Below are 15,832 nucleotides of genomic sequence, written 5' to 3' on the forward strand. Positions count from 1 at the left end.
CTTAGATCACACCTTCCCAATGTAAGGTGAATTGTGCAATTAATGCAGCAAAAATAAATGTGCCTGAAAATACTGCTAAAGAAACCGGAATAATTCGCCACGAGATACTTTTAAATAATGCTAAATCTTTACCAATAGCAAGCCCTGCATAAGCAAGAACAGGGGTACACACAGCCAGTAATGATACTTGATCCGTAATTGATACAATAATTTCATGATAAGGAAAGATAGGTGATGAAGCTACTGCAGCCACAACAGATACCCATAAAATTACTGGTAATTTATTTAGCCCCGGGATTTTACTGATAAATAATCCAACAATTGAGATAACAACTAAGATACCAAGGGCTTGTAGTGAAATGATAAAATCGACTTTATAACCTACGGTATTACCAGCAGCCATAATAATTGCAACTAAAACAAGTAAAAAAATTGTTTCTAAAATTTTCATTATTTAACTCCGGTTTTGTTATGTCGTAAACGAGCAAGGGTGTTATAAACAAAAGAGGCAAATGGCAGTGAAAATAGGATGTAGATGTAGATACCAAGTACACTAGACATCAAATTGGCTGCCGTTGCATAGGCCTTAATTTCTCCAGCCATATTAGGGTAAAGATCACTAATCGGTGCTAATGATGCAGCCATCATACTACCACTACCAACACCAGCCCCCATCGCTAAAGCATAGGGATGAATAATGTCTAATTTGGCTATTACACTAGCTAAAATACTCATCCAAATTGCGCCGTATAAAGTACCACAAACGTACATAGCCATGACGCCACGACCTTCTGGTGAATCTAAACCATATTTATCAGCTACAATGGCAATATTGGGTTCACGAGCTACAGAATAGGTTGCGCCAACTGCTTCACGTCCCATGCCTAACAACATAGCAAATGGTAAACCTAATAAAATAGTTCCAGCAAAGTGGCCAACTTCTTGAAAAAGAAGAGCCAATTTTGCGTTTAAAATTTCATTTATTTTAGGACCAACAGCAACTCCAAGTTTGGCAATGAGTAACATTAATGTCACAATCATTACGGCACTGGCATTGTGCATATTTTTTTCTTTTAATATTTTTAATTTAGGCAGGCTAATAATGCCACCAATAATCATGGCATATAGCATTGGGTATAACGTGACTATCCAAATAGTCTGCCGACCAATAAATTCACAAATAAGTACCACTATGAGAGCCAATAAGTGTACTCTATAGTCTTTTAAAATTTCCATACTTAAAGACCCCTTAATTTATTTTTAGATGGAAAATTGTTGATGTCTTAATAAGTTATGACACGAGTTTTTTTAAGCGTATTAATATACATAACCTAGATTATATGCGTCAATAATGATGAATTGTTTTAATAATAGTGATTATAGTATTGAAGTTGTGAATAATAATATTCGAATATTTAACGAATAAATCTCAATAAATACCTTTATAAGGGGGTTATTTAATTTATAATACTTAATTATTTATAGGTTGATATTTAAACAGGATATTTTATGCGTTCAATTTATTGTGGTCAGTTAACAGCAGCTCATATTAATCAAGAGGTCACATTATGTGGTTGGGTCAATAAGCGCCGTGATTTAGGTGGTATGATTTTTATTGATATGCGAGATCGTGAAGGTATTGTACAAGTCTTTTTTGATCCTGATTACCAACAAGCCTTTCAACTTGCGAGTGAATTGCGTAATGAGTTTTGTATTCAAATTAAAGGTAAAGTAAGGGTCCGACCAGAAGGGCAAGTTAATAAGGATATGGCTACAGGTGAAGTTGAGGTTCTTGCAACTGAACTGACGATTTTTAATCGTAGTGATGTTTTACCACTCGATTTTAATCAAAATAATAGTGAAGAACAGCGTTTAAAATATCGCTATATTGATTTACGCCGTCCGGAAATGACTGCAATTTTTAAAACTCGCGCTCAAGTGACAGCATTTGTGCGTTCATTTATGAATGAACATGGTTTTTTAGATGTAGAAACTCCAATGTTAACTAAAGCTACTCCTGAAGGGGCTCGAGACTATTTAGTGCCAAGTAGAATTCATAAAGGTGAATTTTATGCTTTACCGCAATCTCCGCAATTATTCAAACAATTGTTAATGATGTCAGGTTTTGACCGTTATTATCAAATCGTTAAATGTTTCCGTGATGAAGATTTAAGAGCTGATCGTCAACCTGAATTCACGCAAATTGATGTTGAAACTTCATTTATGACTGCTGAACAAGTGCGTGAAGTCATGGAACAAATGATTCGAGAGCTTTGGTTGCATGTAAAAAATATTGATTTAGGTACATTCCCAATTATGACTTTTGCTGAAGCAATGCGTCGTTTTGGTAGTGATAAACCTGATTTACGTAATCCTCTTGAGATTATTGATGTTGCTGATTTAGTTAAAGATGTTGATTTCAAGGTATTTTCAACACCAGCAAACGATGCTAATGGTCGTGTTGCATTGCTTTGCGTGCCTAATGGGGCTCACCTAACCCGTAAACAATTGGATGAGTATAGTCAGTTCATTTCAGTTTATGGCGCTAAAGGTATGGCATGGATAAAAGTGAATGAACGCGGCAAAGGTCTTGAAGGTGTTCAAAGCCCGGTAGCTAAATTCTTTAGCGAAACACAGATGGAAGCTTTACTTAATCGAGCTAAAGCAAAAGATGGTGATATTTTATTATTCGGCGCGGATAGTTATAAAGTAGTAAGTGATTCATTGGGAGCATTACGTTTGAAGGTTGGTAAAGATTTAGCCATAACTGACGAAAGTAAATGGGCTGTACTTTGGGTAGTTGACTTCCCAATGTTTGAAAAAACGGATGAAGGGCTAAGTGCTATGCATCATCCATTTACTTCCCCTAAAGATTATACTCCGGAAGAATTAGTCAAAAATCCTGAAAATGCTGTGGCAAATGCCTATGATATGGTTATTAACGGTTACGAAGTTGGTGGTGGTTCAGTGCGGATCCATCGCCCTGAAATGCAGCAAGCGGTCTTTTCAATTTTAGGTATAGATGAACATGATCAGCGTGAAAAATTTGGCTTTTTACTTGATGCGCTAAAATATGGAACCCCTCCTCACGCTGGACTTGCGTTTGGTTTAGATAGATTAACTATGTTATTAACAGGAACTGATAATATTCGTGATGTAATCGCTTTCCCTAAAACTACTGCTGCAACCTGTTTATTAACTGATGCTCCAAGCCCAGCTAATCCAGCAGCTTTAACTGAACTCGGAATTGAAGTTAGCAAAAAATAGCGACGGCTTAATGCAAAACTTTAAAAAACCAGAATCTGTTTTAGTGGTGATTTATTGCCAAACAACTAAGCGTTGTCTTATGTTACAACGCTTAGATGATCCTAATTTTTGGCAATCTGTAACAGGTAGTATGGAGGACAATGAACAGCCTTATGATACAGCGATTCGTGAAGTCCTTGAAGAAACTGGCATTAATATTATTAAGCAAGGTCTAACATTATTTGATGCCAAACATACAGTTGAATTTGAGATTTTTCCGCAATTTCGGCATAGATATGCTCCTGATATAAAAGTAAATAAAGAGCATTGGTTTTATCTACCGCTTTTAAGTGAAATAACACCAGTACTCACAGAACACTTAGCTTATCAATGGTTATGCTTCAATGATGCCGTCAATCTTACTTTATCGCCTAATAATGGTGAGGCTATTAGTAAAATTGACTCTTTGGTCAAAATTAATTAGGAGGTAGAAAATGAAATTGAGTTTATGTACCATCGTTCTATCCAGCTTATTGTTTTTTACGCATAATAGTTATGCTGATATCAATATAAAAAAATGCCAACCTAATAACAGTAGCTATATTTTTTTTGATGAAATTGATTCTGAAAAAGTCGAAAAACTGATTAATTACCAATTACATGATCAACCAGAAAAACGAGAAAGCAGTGTAATTAAAATTTTTACTAATGAAAATGCTGATGATAGGAACTATTGGATAGCATCTTTTAAATCCGATAATCAATCAGAACAATATCTATTTTATCAAGTTGATCAAGATAAAATTATTAAAATCGACCATAAACAATTTCAAACATTATTGCCTAAAATTATTGCGTGTAATCTAAATAAACAAGTACCACTGTATAGCGAAAATTTTGATGCAGATTGATAGTAATTATAGGAATTTGTAAAATGTTAAACTACCTTAAGGTAATTAAGTTATATGACAAGGTAATGGAGTAAAAAGAGATGAATTTTGCTAGTTTTCGTGAATTTTTAGATTATCTTGAACAACAAGGTGAGTTAAAAAGAATCATTTACCCTGTTAATCCTTATCTTGAAATGACGGAAATAGCTGATCGGGTATTACGCCGTGAGGGGCCTGCATTATTATTTGAAAATCCAATAGGTTATGATATGCCAGTTCTTTGTAATCTATTTGGTACCGCTAAACGGGTAGCACTTGGAATGGGGCGGCAAGATACCTCACAATTACGTGAAATTGGAGAATTTCTAGCTTTTCTGCGGGAACCCGAACCACCAAAAGGAATTCGACAGTTTTTTAATGTATTACCTAAATACAAACAAGTATTAAATATGCCAGTTAAACACCGTTCATCTGCACCGTGTCAGGAAGTAATCTATAAAGATAAAGAAGTGGATTTAACCTGTTTGCCCATTATGCAATGTTGGCCTGAAGATGTAGCGCCATTGTTAACTTGGGGATTAACCATTACTAAAGGACCTCATAAAGATCGGCAGAATGTAGGTATTTATCGCTTACAATTACTTGGTCAAAATAAGTTAATTATGCGTTGGTTGTCTCACCGTGGTGGGGCGCTTGATTTTGCCGATTGGCAGCAAGTTCATCCTAATGAAAAGTTTCCGGTAGCAGTAGCAATTGGTGCTGATCCAGCAACGATTCTGGCAGCTGTAACTCCAGTCCCAGATACTTTACCAGAATATGCTTTCGCCGGATTGTTACGTGGGGAACGTACTGAGGTAGTGAAAGCATTAACAAATGATTTAGACGTACCAGCAACGGCAGAGATTGTTCTTGAAGGTTATATTGATCCGAATGAAACTGCTCCTGAAGGGCCATATGGTGATCATACCGGTTATTATAATGAAGTTGAACAATTTCCTGTTGTTACGGTTACTCATTTTACTCGTCGTAAAGATGCTATTTACCATTCAACTTATACTGGCCGCCCACCTGATGAACCAGCAGTCATGGGATTAGCCTTGAATGAGGTTTTTATTCCGATTTTGCAAAAACAATTTCCCGAAATTGTTGATTTTTATTTACCACCAGAGGGTTGTTCTTATCGTATAGCGATTGTGACTATTAAGAAGCAATATCCCGGCCATGCTAAACGGGTGATGATGGGAATTTGGTCTTATTTACGCCAATTTATGTACACGAAATTTGTAATTGTTTGTGATGATGATATTAATGCGCGTGATTGGAAAGATGTCATGTGGGCTATTTCAACACGTATGGATCCTCACCGTGACACGACATTTATTGATAATACGCCGATTGATTATTTAGATTTTGCCTCACCTATATCTGGTTTAGGTTCTAAAATGGGTTTAGATGCAACTAATAAGTGGCCAGGAGAAACAACGCGAGAGTGGGGAAAAATCATCAAAAAAGATCCAAATATAGTTGCGCGTGTGGATGCAATTTGGGAAGAACTTGGGTTATAGTCTACTTAGCTAAACAATCTATACCAACGGTAGTTTATATTAGTATTTCATGTCTGAATTTTTAATGAACAAAAACTATTCCGTTATGATTCATTTATGTATAATTACTACTAATGTAAAGAAAACTAAATTATTATGAAAAAAATACAAAATTTATGGGCCTTGTTGTTAGCTATTTCTCTTAGCGTAATGGCTAGTGAACCTCAAATTCCATCTGATACGGAGTTAAACGTTAAAGATCCTAGTTCAATGATTCCTTCTTTACGCTTATCGGCTGAAAAAGGTGATGCACAAGCTCAATATTCATTAGGTACTATTTATCAACAAGGGTTAGGTGTTGAAATTAATGATATTCGAGCTTTATTTTGGTATAAAAAGGCCGCAGATCAAGGTTTGGCCAAAGCACAAAATAATTTAGCTTATATGTACCAAAAAGGTTTAGGTACTGCCCCAGATTTAGTTTCTGCATTTAAATATTTTAAATTGGCCGCAGATCAAAAATACCCATTAGCACAATATAATTTAGGATTAATGTATAAAGATGGTGAAGGGGTACAAAAAGATATCTTAACTGCTATTGATTATTTGGTAAAAGCAGGCGATCAAGGTATTTATGATGCTTATCTTAATTTAGGGATTATGTATTTTTTTGGTGATGGTGTAAAACAAGATCGTATGGTTGCCGCCGATTGGTTTAGTAAAGCGGCGAAGAACAATGATCCTGAAGCCCAATATTATCTGGGATTGATGTCAGAACATGGTGATGGTTTAACTAAAGATTATGTTGCAGCAAATTATTTTTATACCCAGGCTGCCGAACGCGGGTATGTACTTGCTATGTATAATTTAGGAATAATGTATGCTACTGGGACAGGGACCAAACCAGATAATGTTCAAGCAGCACATTGGTTTACTAAAGCAGCCGAAGCGGGCAATGCTGATGCCCAATATAATATTGGCGTGATGTATGAAGTAGGTGGTGGTGTGCCTAAAGACGCCAAAAAGGCTGTTGAATGGTATATTAAGTCAGCCGAACAAGGTAGTGTTGATGCTCAATATAATTTGGCTATTAAATACTTGGAAGGTGAAGGCACTGAGAAAAATAAAAACCGTGCGGTTTATTGGTTTACTAAAGCTGCGGAGCAAGGTGATCAAGACGCCAAAGCTTATTTAGACGAATTGTTAAAAGGTAAATAAAAAGGACAAATGTCCTTTTTTACTTTTGTACACAGTGTCTTAACCTGAGTTACGCATGCCTGCGGCAATCCCAGAAATTGTGATCATTAATCCTTGTTCTACAATGATGTTTTCATCATCATAATTCTGACGTGAACGGTTTAATAATTCTACTTGTAACAAGTTTAATGGTTCAATATAGGTATTACGTAAAGCGACTGATTCGGCAATCCAAGGTAAGTCGGCCATCAAACTAATATCATCAGTAATACTCAATACAGTATTGATATCTTGAGTTAACAAATTACGTAATTCTTCACCCAGTGGCCACATTGCAGGATCGACTAACCGCTGTTCATAATATTCATGAATATTGGGATCTGCTTTAGCATATACCATTTCAAGCATGCCTAAGCGTGCATTAAAAAATGGCCATTTATGATACATTTCTTGCAAGAGGTTTTTTTTACCTTCTTCAATGACAAATTTTAAAGCATTACCAGCACCAAGCCAAGATGGCATCATTAAACGGTTTTGGGTCCAAGCAAAAATCCAAGGGATCGCACGCAAGCTTTCTATGCCTCCACCAGTTCGGCGTTTTTGTGGCCTTGAACCAAGGGGTAATCTACCTAATTCAGTTTCTGGGGTAACAGATCTAAAATAATCGACAAATTCTGGTCGTTCACGTACATAGCTACGATAACATTGGCATGAAATATCTGACATTTCATCCATTATTGTTCGCCATGCTTGTTTAGGTTCTGGTGGTGGCAATAAATTAGCTTGTAAAATAGCTGAGGCATACAGCATTAAACTACTTAAAGCTACTTCAGGTAAACCAAGTTTGAAACGAATCATTTCTCCCTGTTCTGTAACTCGTAATCCACCTTTTAATGATCCAGGTGGTTGTGAAAGTAATGCAGCATGAGCTGGAGCGCCACCACGACCAATTGAACCGCCACGACCATGGAATAACACCAGATTAATATTATATTGGTTAAATAAATTTACTAATTCTTCTTGTGAGCGATATTGTGCCCACGATGCCGCAAGTGTTCCAGCATCTTTGGCTGAGTCAGAATAGCCGATCATCACCATCTGTTTCCCATGGATTTTTTCACGATACCAAGGGATATCTAATAGCCTTTGCATGACTGTTTTAGCATTATTCAAATCATCTAATGTTTCAAATAATGGTGCTACAGGGATATTTTTTTCGCAATTGACAATTTTAAGCAGTAGGTAAACCGCTAGAATATCAGAAGGGGCTTTTGCCATGGAAATAACATAAGCAGCAATGGATTCTTCTCCCGCTTTTTTGATTACGCGACAAGTATCTAACACTTCTTGAACCATAGCATCAGGTTGCCAGTTATATGGTAATAAAGGACGATTAGATTGTAATTCGGTCAATAAAAAATCTTGTTTCTCTTGTTCTGACCAGTTAGCGTAGCGGCCCAAATTGAGTTCTTTAGTTAAGGCATCTAATGCTTCGGTATGTACTGAACTATCTTGGCGAATATCTAGTTTGACTAATTGCAAACCAAAACTTTTTATACGCCGTAGTGTATCTAAAAGAGGTCCATGTGCGATAGTTGACATACCATTGTCAATTAATGATTGATAACAGGTATAAAGTGGAATCCATAATTGTTCATTCTTAACTAAAATATCCTTTGGAGCTAACACTTGCTCATTATTAAGCAGCGAAACAATATAGCTATGAGTTTTCACCAAACGTGATCGCAGTTGCTTCATCACTACTCGGTAAGGTTCAGATGCTGATTTATTCGGTTCATCCAACAAATCAATGACAGATTGGCTACATTCCGTCATCGATAATTCGCGAACTAATATTTGAATGTCTGCTAAAAATAGTTCAATAGCTTTCAAACGAGCCTGTAACATCACTTGGCTAGTTACTTTAGCTGTAACATTTGGATTACCATCACGATCCCCACCCATCCAAGAAGTAAATTTTACTGGGACATGATTAACGGGTAATTGTTCTTCAAAAGCATCGACTAATTGGTCATTAAATTCACGCAAAAATAGCGGTACACCTTCCCATAAACTGTCTTCAATAACTGAAAATCCCCATTTGGCTTCATCTAACGGGGTAGGGCGCTTTTTACGGATTTCATCGGTATACCAGGCTTGACATACAAGTTGTTTTAAGCGCCGCATAATCCGATCAATTTCATAATCAGCTAAATCGTTATGATCCAGTTGCGATAAGCAATTATTGATAGCGGTATAAGTGTTAATCATAGTGCGACGATTAATTTCCGTAGGGTGAGCAGTTAACACCAGTTCAATGGATAAATCTTGAATTGCTTGGTAAATAGTTTGATTGGAAAAATTCAGATTTTTCAGGGTGCTAAATAACTCTTTCATTTTTTGTGGACTATTTGATGCTTCACCGTGAGGTGAAATACCATAATATTCAGCCGCAGTATTAACCAAATTTAAAAATTGATTAAAAGCGCGGGCAACATGTAATAAATCTTCATCATTGAGATTTTTAATTAACTTTAATAATTCATTGTGAGCTTGTTTATCACCTTGTTGAGCTGATTTCGACAACTGTCTGACTTGTTCCACTAGTTCAAATGTTGCATTACCCGTGGCACGTTTAATCGCGTCACCAAGTAAAGTACCTAACATGTTGACGTTGCTTCGCATAGAAGAGTATTGGGTATTCATGGTATTCTCGTTTTATTTTTATTATATCTAAGCAACTTTAAGTAATAGTATCAAATGGTTAATTCAAAGCTGTTTAATTATAAATATAGGTTAATTTAGTAGTTCCATATACTTTATAACAATGTGGTTTTTAGGTTAAATCATAAAATTTTATATTATTAACTTGTTTAATTGGTTTTAGTTATAAGAACCAAGTAAATATACTAAAACATACACTAAATCTAAAATAATTTTTTTAAAATTTTTTATAAGTATTGGTTTTTTATGAAGACAAAGCATTAGTAAACTGTATCTTGCAGTGATTTGGGTATATACTAACGTCATGATAAATGTAAGTTAGGTTATTTAATGAACATTGTTTTTTATATCGCGTCGATCATTACAATCTTCGCTAGTATAAAAGTAATTAGTAGCTTACGTATTGATAAGGCTATTCTGTATTTGGTTATCTCATTTTTTGCAACAGCCTTAATATTTATTTTTCTTGATACTTATTTTTCGGCTATTTTATATATTATTTTATTTATCGGTGGTACAGTAACTTTATTTTTATCAGTGGCAACTATTCTCCGAATTCGCATTGATAATATTGAACAAAGTAAGCGTGGCATAAGTCCGAAAATTTGGTTAGGCCCACTGATTTTGGCTTTTATTTTATTAGTGGTACTCATTTATGCTGTAGTGAGCACTGACTATACTGAATTGAAAGCATCAAATGATTTATTGCACCAAATGTCATTAAACTCTTATATTTTGATTATTGAATTAGTTGGTTTTTTATTATTAGGTGCTGTAGTAATTACTTATCATTTTATGCATCGCCTTTTATCGGAGAAGTAACATGATACCACTCATGTATTGTCTTATATTTGCTTCTATTTTATTTGTGATTGGGTTATTAGGTATAATGATTCGCCGGAATCTCTACTTTTTATTACTCAGTTTTATGATAATGAGTAATGGTGCAATTATTGCGTTGGTTGCGGCTAGTAGCTATTGGCAACAATCTGAAGGGCAAGTACTTGCTATCATTGCTGTTATTACCGTATTAGCCGAATCTTGTGTGGGACTTGCTCTTCTTGTTAAATTATTTTACCGTCGCAAAATCTTTAATATTGATTCATTGAGTGAAATGAAAGGATGAATTTACTTTATTTAACTATTATTATTCCATTAATCTCCTTTTTATTGTTACTTTGTTTAGGGAGACATATTCGCTCAATTAATGTCATGATTATTGGTATTAGTACTATGCTAATGATTATGTTAATTACCATTTTTTCCTGTATTGATTTTAGTAAAAACACTGTTCCAGATATGTCATTAGTTTATACCAGACCATTGTGGAATTGGTTTTCTGTTGGTGATTTTGTAGTCCCCATATCGTTAACATTGGATGGTTTATCGCTGACTTTTTTAGTACTCATTGCTTTTTTTGGCTTGTTAATCTATTTTTTTGCGGCTTGTTATCTAACATCTAGAAAAGAAATTTATACCTTTTATGCCTATAGTAATTTATTAATTGCTAGTATGTTGACCATTGTGTTGGTTGACAATCTTTTGGTTATGCTAATTGGTTGGGAAGGGGTGAGTATAAGCACTTACTTACTTATTGGCATTTATTATAAGCAAGTCCGTAACGGTTATGCTGCGGTTAAAGCCTTTGTTATTATGCATTTAACTGATATCTTTTTAATTATTGGTATTTTCCTGCTTTATCAAACCGTTGAAACGTTAAATATTCGCGATGTATTAACTCAAGCCCATGATAATTTAGCCGTTGATTCGGACATTATATTTTGGATAACCTTAATGTTATTTCTGGGTGCTATGAGTAAGTCAGCTCTTTTCCCTATGCACTCATGGTTTACTGAAACAACATTAGCGCCAATGCCAGCCGTAACTTTAATGCAATCTTCAACCGTTATTTTGGCTGGGGTTTATTTAATATTAAGATTAAGTAATCTATTTATGATGTCTAGCGATATACTTGCTATTATGGCCTTAATTTCATCATTAACATTATTATTTGCTAGCTCAATAGCATTGGTTCAATATGATATTAAACGCATTATCACTTATACTAATTTAGCGCAAATTAGTTACCTTTTTTATGCATTTGCCACCGAGAATTGGAACCTATCATTAAACTGTTTGATTAACTATGCTGTTACTAGCACATTACTCAATTTAGCGTCAGCTATTTTAATCAAAAAATGCCAAGGTGAACGCGACATTAGTAAATTAGGTGGTTTAATTAATAATTTTCCTATTTTGTATAGTATCTTTTTGTTAATCATGTTGTCGTTAAGTGCGATGCCTTGGATTTCTGCATCCTTTTATATTAAAGGCGATATCATCTGGGGGTTAATGACTGAAGAAAGTTTAGTCGCTGGAACCATAGGTTTACTTGGGGTTTTACTCTCAAGTTTAAGTATTTGGCGATTAATTTTCATGGTATTTTATCATAAACAAAGAATTTACCATTTTACCAAGACTAAATGGATAACTTATTGCCCTATTTTTATCTTATTGATTTTTACTACAGCCTTGTTTATTTATTTCCCTTTACCAATACAAGGCGTTATTCCAATTGCCGATTTAGATACTAATGGTCAGTTATCCTTTCAGCTTCTGTTAGCAGCGGTAACGTTATTAAGTTTTCTTATTGCTTATTTATTGTATGCACACCCGAATAGTGAAGTACAAGAGGTATTAAATACTCCAATAGTCAAATTTTTAGTGCGATTATGTTGTGGGGATTGGCGGTTTGATTTTTTACTAAACACCATATTTGTTAAGCCTTATACCTACTTGGCTAATCTCTTTAAAAGAGATCCTTTAGCTATGTGGGATGATTGGATTATATGGGGAATCAAAAAAATAAATTCGTATATTGTCAACCTAGAAAATGGGCAACTAAGATGGTATATGGTATCGATGGTAATAGGTAGCATTATTATATTGATGTTACTGATTTTTATTTGATAAAGGTGTGACTTTTCATGTTGCTGTGGCTTGTTTTTTTACCCATAATTGGCGGACTTATTGGCTGGCTATGCCATGTTTTTGTACAAAGGATAATAAACTCAGTAACTATCCAAGTTCGGTGGTATAAGTTACCAATAGTGGTGGCTTTTATAACCATTCTCGTTACGTTACTAATAGCGATTAATCTATGGATAGAAGCTATAGATGTTTTACAACAGGGAACTAATTGGATAGATGAAGTAAATATTGATTGGATACCATTACTTGGTATTCAATTTCATCTGGTTTTAGATGGGTTCTCGCTATTAATGATTACCTCGACACTCTTTATTGTGATGTTAACGATTATTTATTCCAGTAAAGAAAATTTAGGTAATTTAGGGCTGTTTTATTTGTGTATTTTATTTATGACTTCAGCCGTGATGATGTTATTTGTAATAACTGACCTGTTTTTATTATTCTTTTTTTGGGAAGCGGTCGCAATACCAATCTATTTCTTGATTTCATTATGGGGAAGGCGGGATTCAAGTTCGCAATTACGTTTTAATGGCGCGAGTAAATTCTTGATCTATACCCAAATTAGTAGTTTATTAATGTTAATATCTATTGTTTCATTGGCTTTAATAAATTGGAATTTAACGGATACTTGGACTTTTGATTATCAAATTTTAACTAAAACCCCTATCTCTAGTTATACAGAGTTTTTATTAATGTTAGGCTTTCTGGCCGCTTTTATTGTACGCATCCCCTTTGTGCCATTTCACAATTGGTTTATTGAAGCCCATATTGAGTCCTCTACAACCGGATCTATGATGATAAGCGGTTTGTTACTTAACACTGCCACATTTTGTTTATTACGCTTTGTTATTCCATTATTTCCCAATGCATCTCTGATGATTATGCCATTAATACTGTTGCTAGCTTTGGTTACAATCATTTATGCCGCTTTATTAACTTTTAATCAGACCGACATAAAAAAAATAATCGCCTATGTTCATATAGCATTAATGGGGTTTGTCACTGCAATTATTTATAGTGGTTCTATTCTTGCTTATCAAGGAGTGGTAATTCAGATGATAGCTATTAACTTAGCTATAGTGGGCATGTTCATCGTTAGTGGCTTATTAGTAGAATGTTATTCAACTCGTAATATTTGTCAATTTACAGGTCTTAAAGAACATGTTAGATACCTTTCCTCGCTCTCATTATTTTTTATACTGGCCGTTTTAGGTATTCCCGGTACTGCCAATTTTGTTGGTAATTACATGATGTTACTAGGAAGTTATACCTCATTCTATTTTTATTCAATTTTATTAGTGATCGGCTTATTATTATTGTCTATTTCATTCATTATTCGTATGCAACCGATTTTTTATGGTGAAGTTGGTAATGAGGCGATATCCAAACGGTTACTTAGTAAAAAAGATATATTGTTATTAGCTAGTATATTGTTTGTACTTATTTTTATTGGTTTATACCCGCAGTCGATTCTAGATATGTCCTATTCAGTTATGAATCAAACACAACAATATATAATTTCAGAGCGAATTGGAGAGTAAAACATATGCTAGCCTTATCACCGATTTTTGTATTAAGCTTCGCCATTATTGTTTTGCTGTCGGCGCTATTTATTTTAAAAGTGGATACCAGATGGTGCACTATTTTAACCATATTAGGTTTAGTAAGTGCACTAATTTGCTCAACAGTGATTGGTTATAAAATTTCAAACAATACTCAAATGATTACAGATATAAGTAGTGACAATATGCAAATATCTGTAACTCCATCAGAACCGACTACGGATGCTAATACACCTAATGAAGAAACCATAGCCATTGATGCAGTACCGACTGATCCAGTAACGCCAACGAATGATGCTGTGAATAACAATAGTAATAATAACTCTAATAGTGAAACTAATTCACAGGCAGATGACAATAATAACGAATGGAAAGCTCATAATATTACTGCTTTATTTACCTGTGATGGTTATGGACTGCTTTATACTAGTTTGATTTTGATTATTTCAATTATAGTGGCTAGTCTAGCATATCGTTGGTTTAAGCATGAACAAAGTCATCATGGTTTGTTTTATGTAATCTTACTATTTATGACATTAGGTGGAGTAACACTCGTTTATGCTAGCCATTTAATGTCTTTCTTTATAGGTTTAGAACTATTATCAATTCCATTTGTTGGACTAATCGGTTATCAATATCAACAAACGCATTCACTAGAAGCGGCAATAAAATATATGATTTTATCTGCTGTTGCCAGTGTGTTTTTGCTATTGGGTATCGCTTTTTATTATGCCACTACCGGAGAACTAACCTTCAGTGGTTTAAGCTACCAGTTATCCACCATGTCATATCCAAGCACATTACTGTTAACAGGCGTCTGCTTAATGTTAGTGGGGATAGGTTTTAAATTATCACTAGTTCCCTTTCAACTTTGGCTTCCAGATGTTTACCAAGGTTCACCAACGGTGGTTGCATTATTATTCTCAACAGTAGGTAAAGTTGCTGTATTTTGTGCTATCGCCCGATTATTTTTATTAGCTCCGATCGTCAATAATGAAACCATTCGCATCATTTTAGTGATTATGGCATTTTGTTCTATTTTGTGGGGTAATTCATTAGCTTTAATGCAAAGTAGTGTGAAGAGGCTATTGGCTTATTCATCCATTGCCCATTTTGGATATTTATTGATTGCTTTAATTGCGGTGCAATATCAAGTTCTGGCATTAGAAACCATTGGCGTGTATCTAATTAGCTATGTATTAGCCAATATCTGTATATTAGGGGTAATTAGTTTAGAATCACATTCTGATGAATTACAAGATCATGAAAATGAAGTTGATCTATCGGGGTTATTTTGGCGTCGCCCAATTCTTGCCTTAGCAATGGGATTAGGATTATTGTCGTTAGCCGGTGTGCCACTCACTGCCGGTTTTATTGGTAGATTTTTACTAGTATTATTAGGTGTTACAGCGGAATTATGGTGGTTAATGGGGGCAGTGGTCATTGGTAGTGCATTAGGCCTATACTTTTACGCTCGTTTAATTATTAATCTATATATACGGCCAGTTAGTCGAGATGACCAACTATCAACTAGCTCCATAATTAAATTAAAATGGCAAGATATTAGAATAAGTGAACTATTTATTGCTATCTCAGCGCTATTAATTCTGTTGTGTGGAGTTTACCCTAAATGGTTGTTTAATTTAGTAAGTATGGCGCAATATCTAACCACATAGAT

Annotated in this window: 13 protein-coding genes; 10 read left to right on the forward strand and 3 right to left on the reverse strand. The window is 34.8% G+C overall.

What is annotated here, in order from left to right; all coding sequences use genetic code 11:
• Nucleotide 1: 1 nt before the first annotated feature.
• Entirely contained in the window at nt 2-451 is a 450-nt protein-coding gene (locus A9G13_RS04365) for a hypothetical protein (RefSeq protein ID WP_065556404.1), read from the reverse strand.
• Complete coding sequence (locus A9G13_RS04370; protein ID WP_065556405.1) at nt 451-1,236, reverse strand: DUF3100 domain-containing protein; 786 nt, start codon at nt 1,234-1,236, stop codon at nt 451-453. Before A9G13_RS04370 ends, A9G13_RS04365 begins: the two co-directional genes overlap by 1 nt.
• 273 nt (nt 1,237-1,509) lie before the next feature.
• Between A9G13_RS04370 and aspS the strand changes: the two genes are divergently transcribed.
• The 5 genes from aspS to A9G13_RS04395 all read left to right on the forward strand — a co-directional run bounded on the left by aspS (nt 1,510) and on the right by A9G13_RS04395 (nt 6,898).
• Nucleotides 1,510-3,267, forward strand: coding sequence for an aspartate--tRNA ligase (aspS, locus tag A9G13_RS04375; RefSeq protein ID WP_065556406.1), 1,758 nt, complete (start codon nt 1,510-1,512; stop codon nt 3,265-3,267).
• A 10-nt stretch (nt 3,268-3,277) separates the two neighbouring features.
• The gene (gene nudB / locus A9G13_RS04380) at nt 3,278-3,730 is read left to right on the forward strand and encodes a dihydroneopterin triphosphate diphosphatase (RefSeq protein WP_065556407.1); all 453 of its coding nucleotides are present in this window, start codon (nt 3,278-3,280) and stop codon (nt 3,728-3,730) included.
• 10 nt (nt 3,731-3,740) lie between these two features.
• Entirely contained in the window at nt 3,741-4,157 is a 417-nt protein-coding gene (locus tag A9G13_RS04385; protein ID WP_065556408.1) for a hypothetical protein, read from the forward strand.
• 80 nt (nt 4,158-4,237) lie between these two features.
• Nucleotides 4,238-5,701: a 4-hydroxy-3-polyprenylbenzoate decarboxylase gene (gene ubiD, locus A9G13_RS04390; RefSeq protein ID WP_065556409.1), complete on the forward strand. Its 1,464-nt coding sequence runs from the start codon at nt 4,238-4,240 to the stop codon at nt 5,699-5,701.
• Between the two features lie 135 nt (nt 5,702-5,836).
• Nucleotides 5,837-6,898 carry an SEL1-like repeat protein gene (locus A9G13_RS04395; protein WP_065556410.1) on the forward strand — a complete coding sequence of 354 codons (1,062 nt, stop codon included), beginning with the start codon at nt 5,837-5,839 and terminating at the stop codon, nt 6,896-6,898.
• A gap of 39 nt (nt 6,899-6,937) precedes the next feature.
• Here A9G13_RS04395 and ppc read toward each other — a convergent pair whose 3' ends face one another.
• Nucleotides 6,938-9,583, reverse strand: coding sequence for a phosphoenolpyruvate carboxylase (gene ppc / locus A9G13_RS04400; protein ID WP_065556411.1), 2,646 nt, complete (start codon nt 9,581-9,583; stop codon nt 6,938-6,940).
• Between the two features lie 348 nt (nt 9,584-9,931).
• Here ppc and A9G13_RS04405 point away from each other — a divergent pair, with 348 nt between their 5' ends.
• Genes A9G13_RS04405 through A9G13_RS04425 form a run of 5 tightly spaced genes read left to right on the forward strand, consistent with a single transcriptional unit; the run spans nt 9,932 to nt 15,830 of the window.
• On the forward strand, nt 9,932-10,423 hold the full coding sequence (locus tag A9G13_RS04405; protein ID WP_065556412.1) for an NADH-quinone oxidoreductase subunit J family protein: 492 nt from the start codon (nt 9,932-9,934) through the stop codon (nt 10,421-10,423).
• 1 nt (nt 10,424) lies between these two features.
• Nucleotides 10,425-10,727 (forward strand): NADH-quinone oxidoreductase subunit NuoK, encoded by a 303-nt coding sequence (gene nuoK, locus A9G13_RS04410; RefSeq protein WP_065556413.1) that lies wholly within the window; start codon nt 10,425-10,427, stop codon nt 10,725-10,727.
• Nucleotides 10,724-12,571: an NADH-quinone oxidoreductase subunit 5 family protein gene (locus tag A9G13_RS04415; RefSeq protein ID WP_065556414.1), complete on the forward strand. Its 1,848-nt coding sequence runs from the start codon at nt 10,724-10,726 to the stop codon at nt 12,569-12,571. Before nuoK ends, A9G13_RS04415 begins: the two co-directional genes overlap by 4 nt.
• A gap of 17 nt (nt 12,572-12,588) precedes the next feature.
• A complete protein-coding gene (locus tag A9G13_RS04420; RefSeq protein WP_065556415.1) occupies nt 12,589-14,133 on the forward strand; it encodes a complex I subunit 4 family protein in 1,545 nt (514 codons plus the stop codon).
• 5 nt (nt 14,134-14,138) lie between these two features.
• Nucleotides 14,139-15,830, forward strand: a complete 1,692-nt coding sequence (locus A9G13_RS04425; protein ID WP_065556416.1) for an NADH-quinone oxidoreductase subunit N — start codon at nt 14,139-14,141, stop codon at nt 15,828-15,830.
• Nucleotides 15,831-15,832 lie beyond the last annotated feature (2 nt).

This window comes from Gilliamella sp. wkB178 (assembly GCF_001690705.1).
In the GTDB taxonomy this organism is placed as follows: Bacteria; Pseudomonadota; Gammaproteobacteria; order Enterobacterales; family Orbaceae; genus Gilliamella; species Gilliamella apicola_K.

What these genes read in the sequence shown, in the direction of transcription:
- A9G13_RS04365 (WP_065556404.1), bottom strand. Translation starts at nt 451, where the DNA reads ATGAAAATTTTAGAAACAATTTTTTTACTTGTTTTAGTTGCAATTATT.
- A9G13_RS04370 (WP_065556405.1), bottom strand. Translation starts at nt 1,236, where the DNA reads ATGGAAATTTTAAAAGACTATAGAGTACACTTATTGGCTCTCATAGTG.
- aspS (WP_065556406.1), top strand. Translation starts at nt 1,510, where the DNA reads ATGCGTTCAATTTATTGTGGTCAGTTAACAGCAGCTCATATTAATCAA.
- nudB (WP_065556407.1), top strand. Translation starts at nt 3,278, where the DNA reads ATGCAAAACTTTAAAAAACCAGAATCTGTTTTAGTGGTGATTTATTGC.
- A9G13_RS04385 (WP_065556408.1), top strand. Translation starts at nt 3,741, where the DNA reads ATGAAATTGAGTTTATGTACCATCGTTCTATCCAGCTTATTGTTTTTT.
- ubiD (WP_065556409.1), top strand. Translation starts at nt 4,238, where the DNA reads ATGAATTTTGCTAGTTTTCGTGAATTTTTAGATTATCTTGAACAACAA.
- A9G13_RS04395 (WP_065556410.1), top strand. Translation starts at nt 5,837, where the DNA reads ATGAAAAAAATACAAAATTTATGGGCCTTGTTGTTAGCTATTTCTCTT.
- ppc (WP_065556411.1), bottom strand. Translation starts at nt 9,583, where the DNA reads ATGAATACCCAATACTCTTCTATGCGAAGCAACGTCAACATGTTAGGT.
- A9G13_RS04405 (WP_065556412.1), top strand. Translation starts at nt 9,932, where the DNA reads ATGAACATTGTTTTTTATATCGCGTCGATCATTACAATCTTCGCTAGT.
- nuoK (WP_065556413.1), top strand. Translation starts at nt 10,425, where the DNA reads ATGATACCACTCATGTATTGTCTTATATTTGCTTCTATTTTATTTGTG.
- A9G13_RS04415 (WP_065556414.1), top strand. Translation starts at nt 10,724, where the DNA reads ATGAATTTACTTTATTTAACTATTATTATTCCATTAATCTCCTTTTTA.
- A9G13_RS04420 (WP_065556415.1), top strand. Translation starts at nt 12,589, where the DNA reads ATGTTGCTGTGGCTTGTTTTTTTACCCATAATTGGCGGACTTATTGGC.
- A9G13_RS04425 (WP_065556416.1), top strand. Translation starts at nt 14,139, where the DNA reads ATGCTAGCCTTATCACCGATTTTTGTATTAAGCTTCGCCATTATTGTT.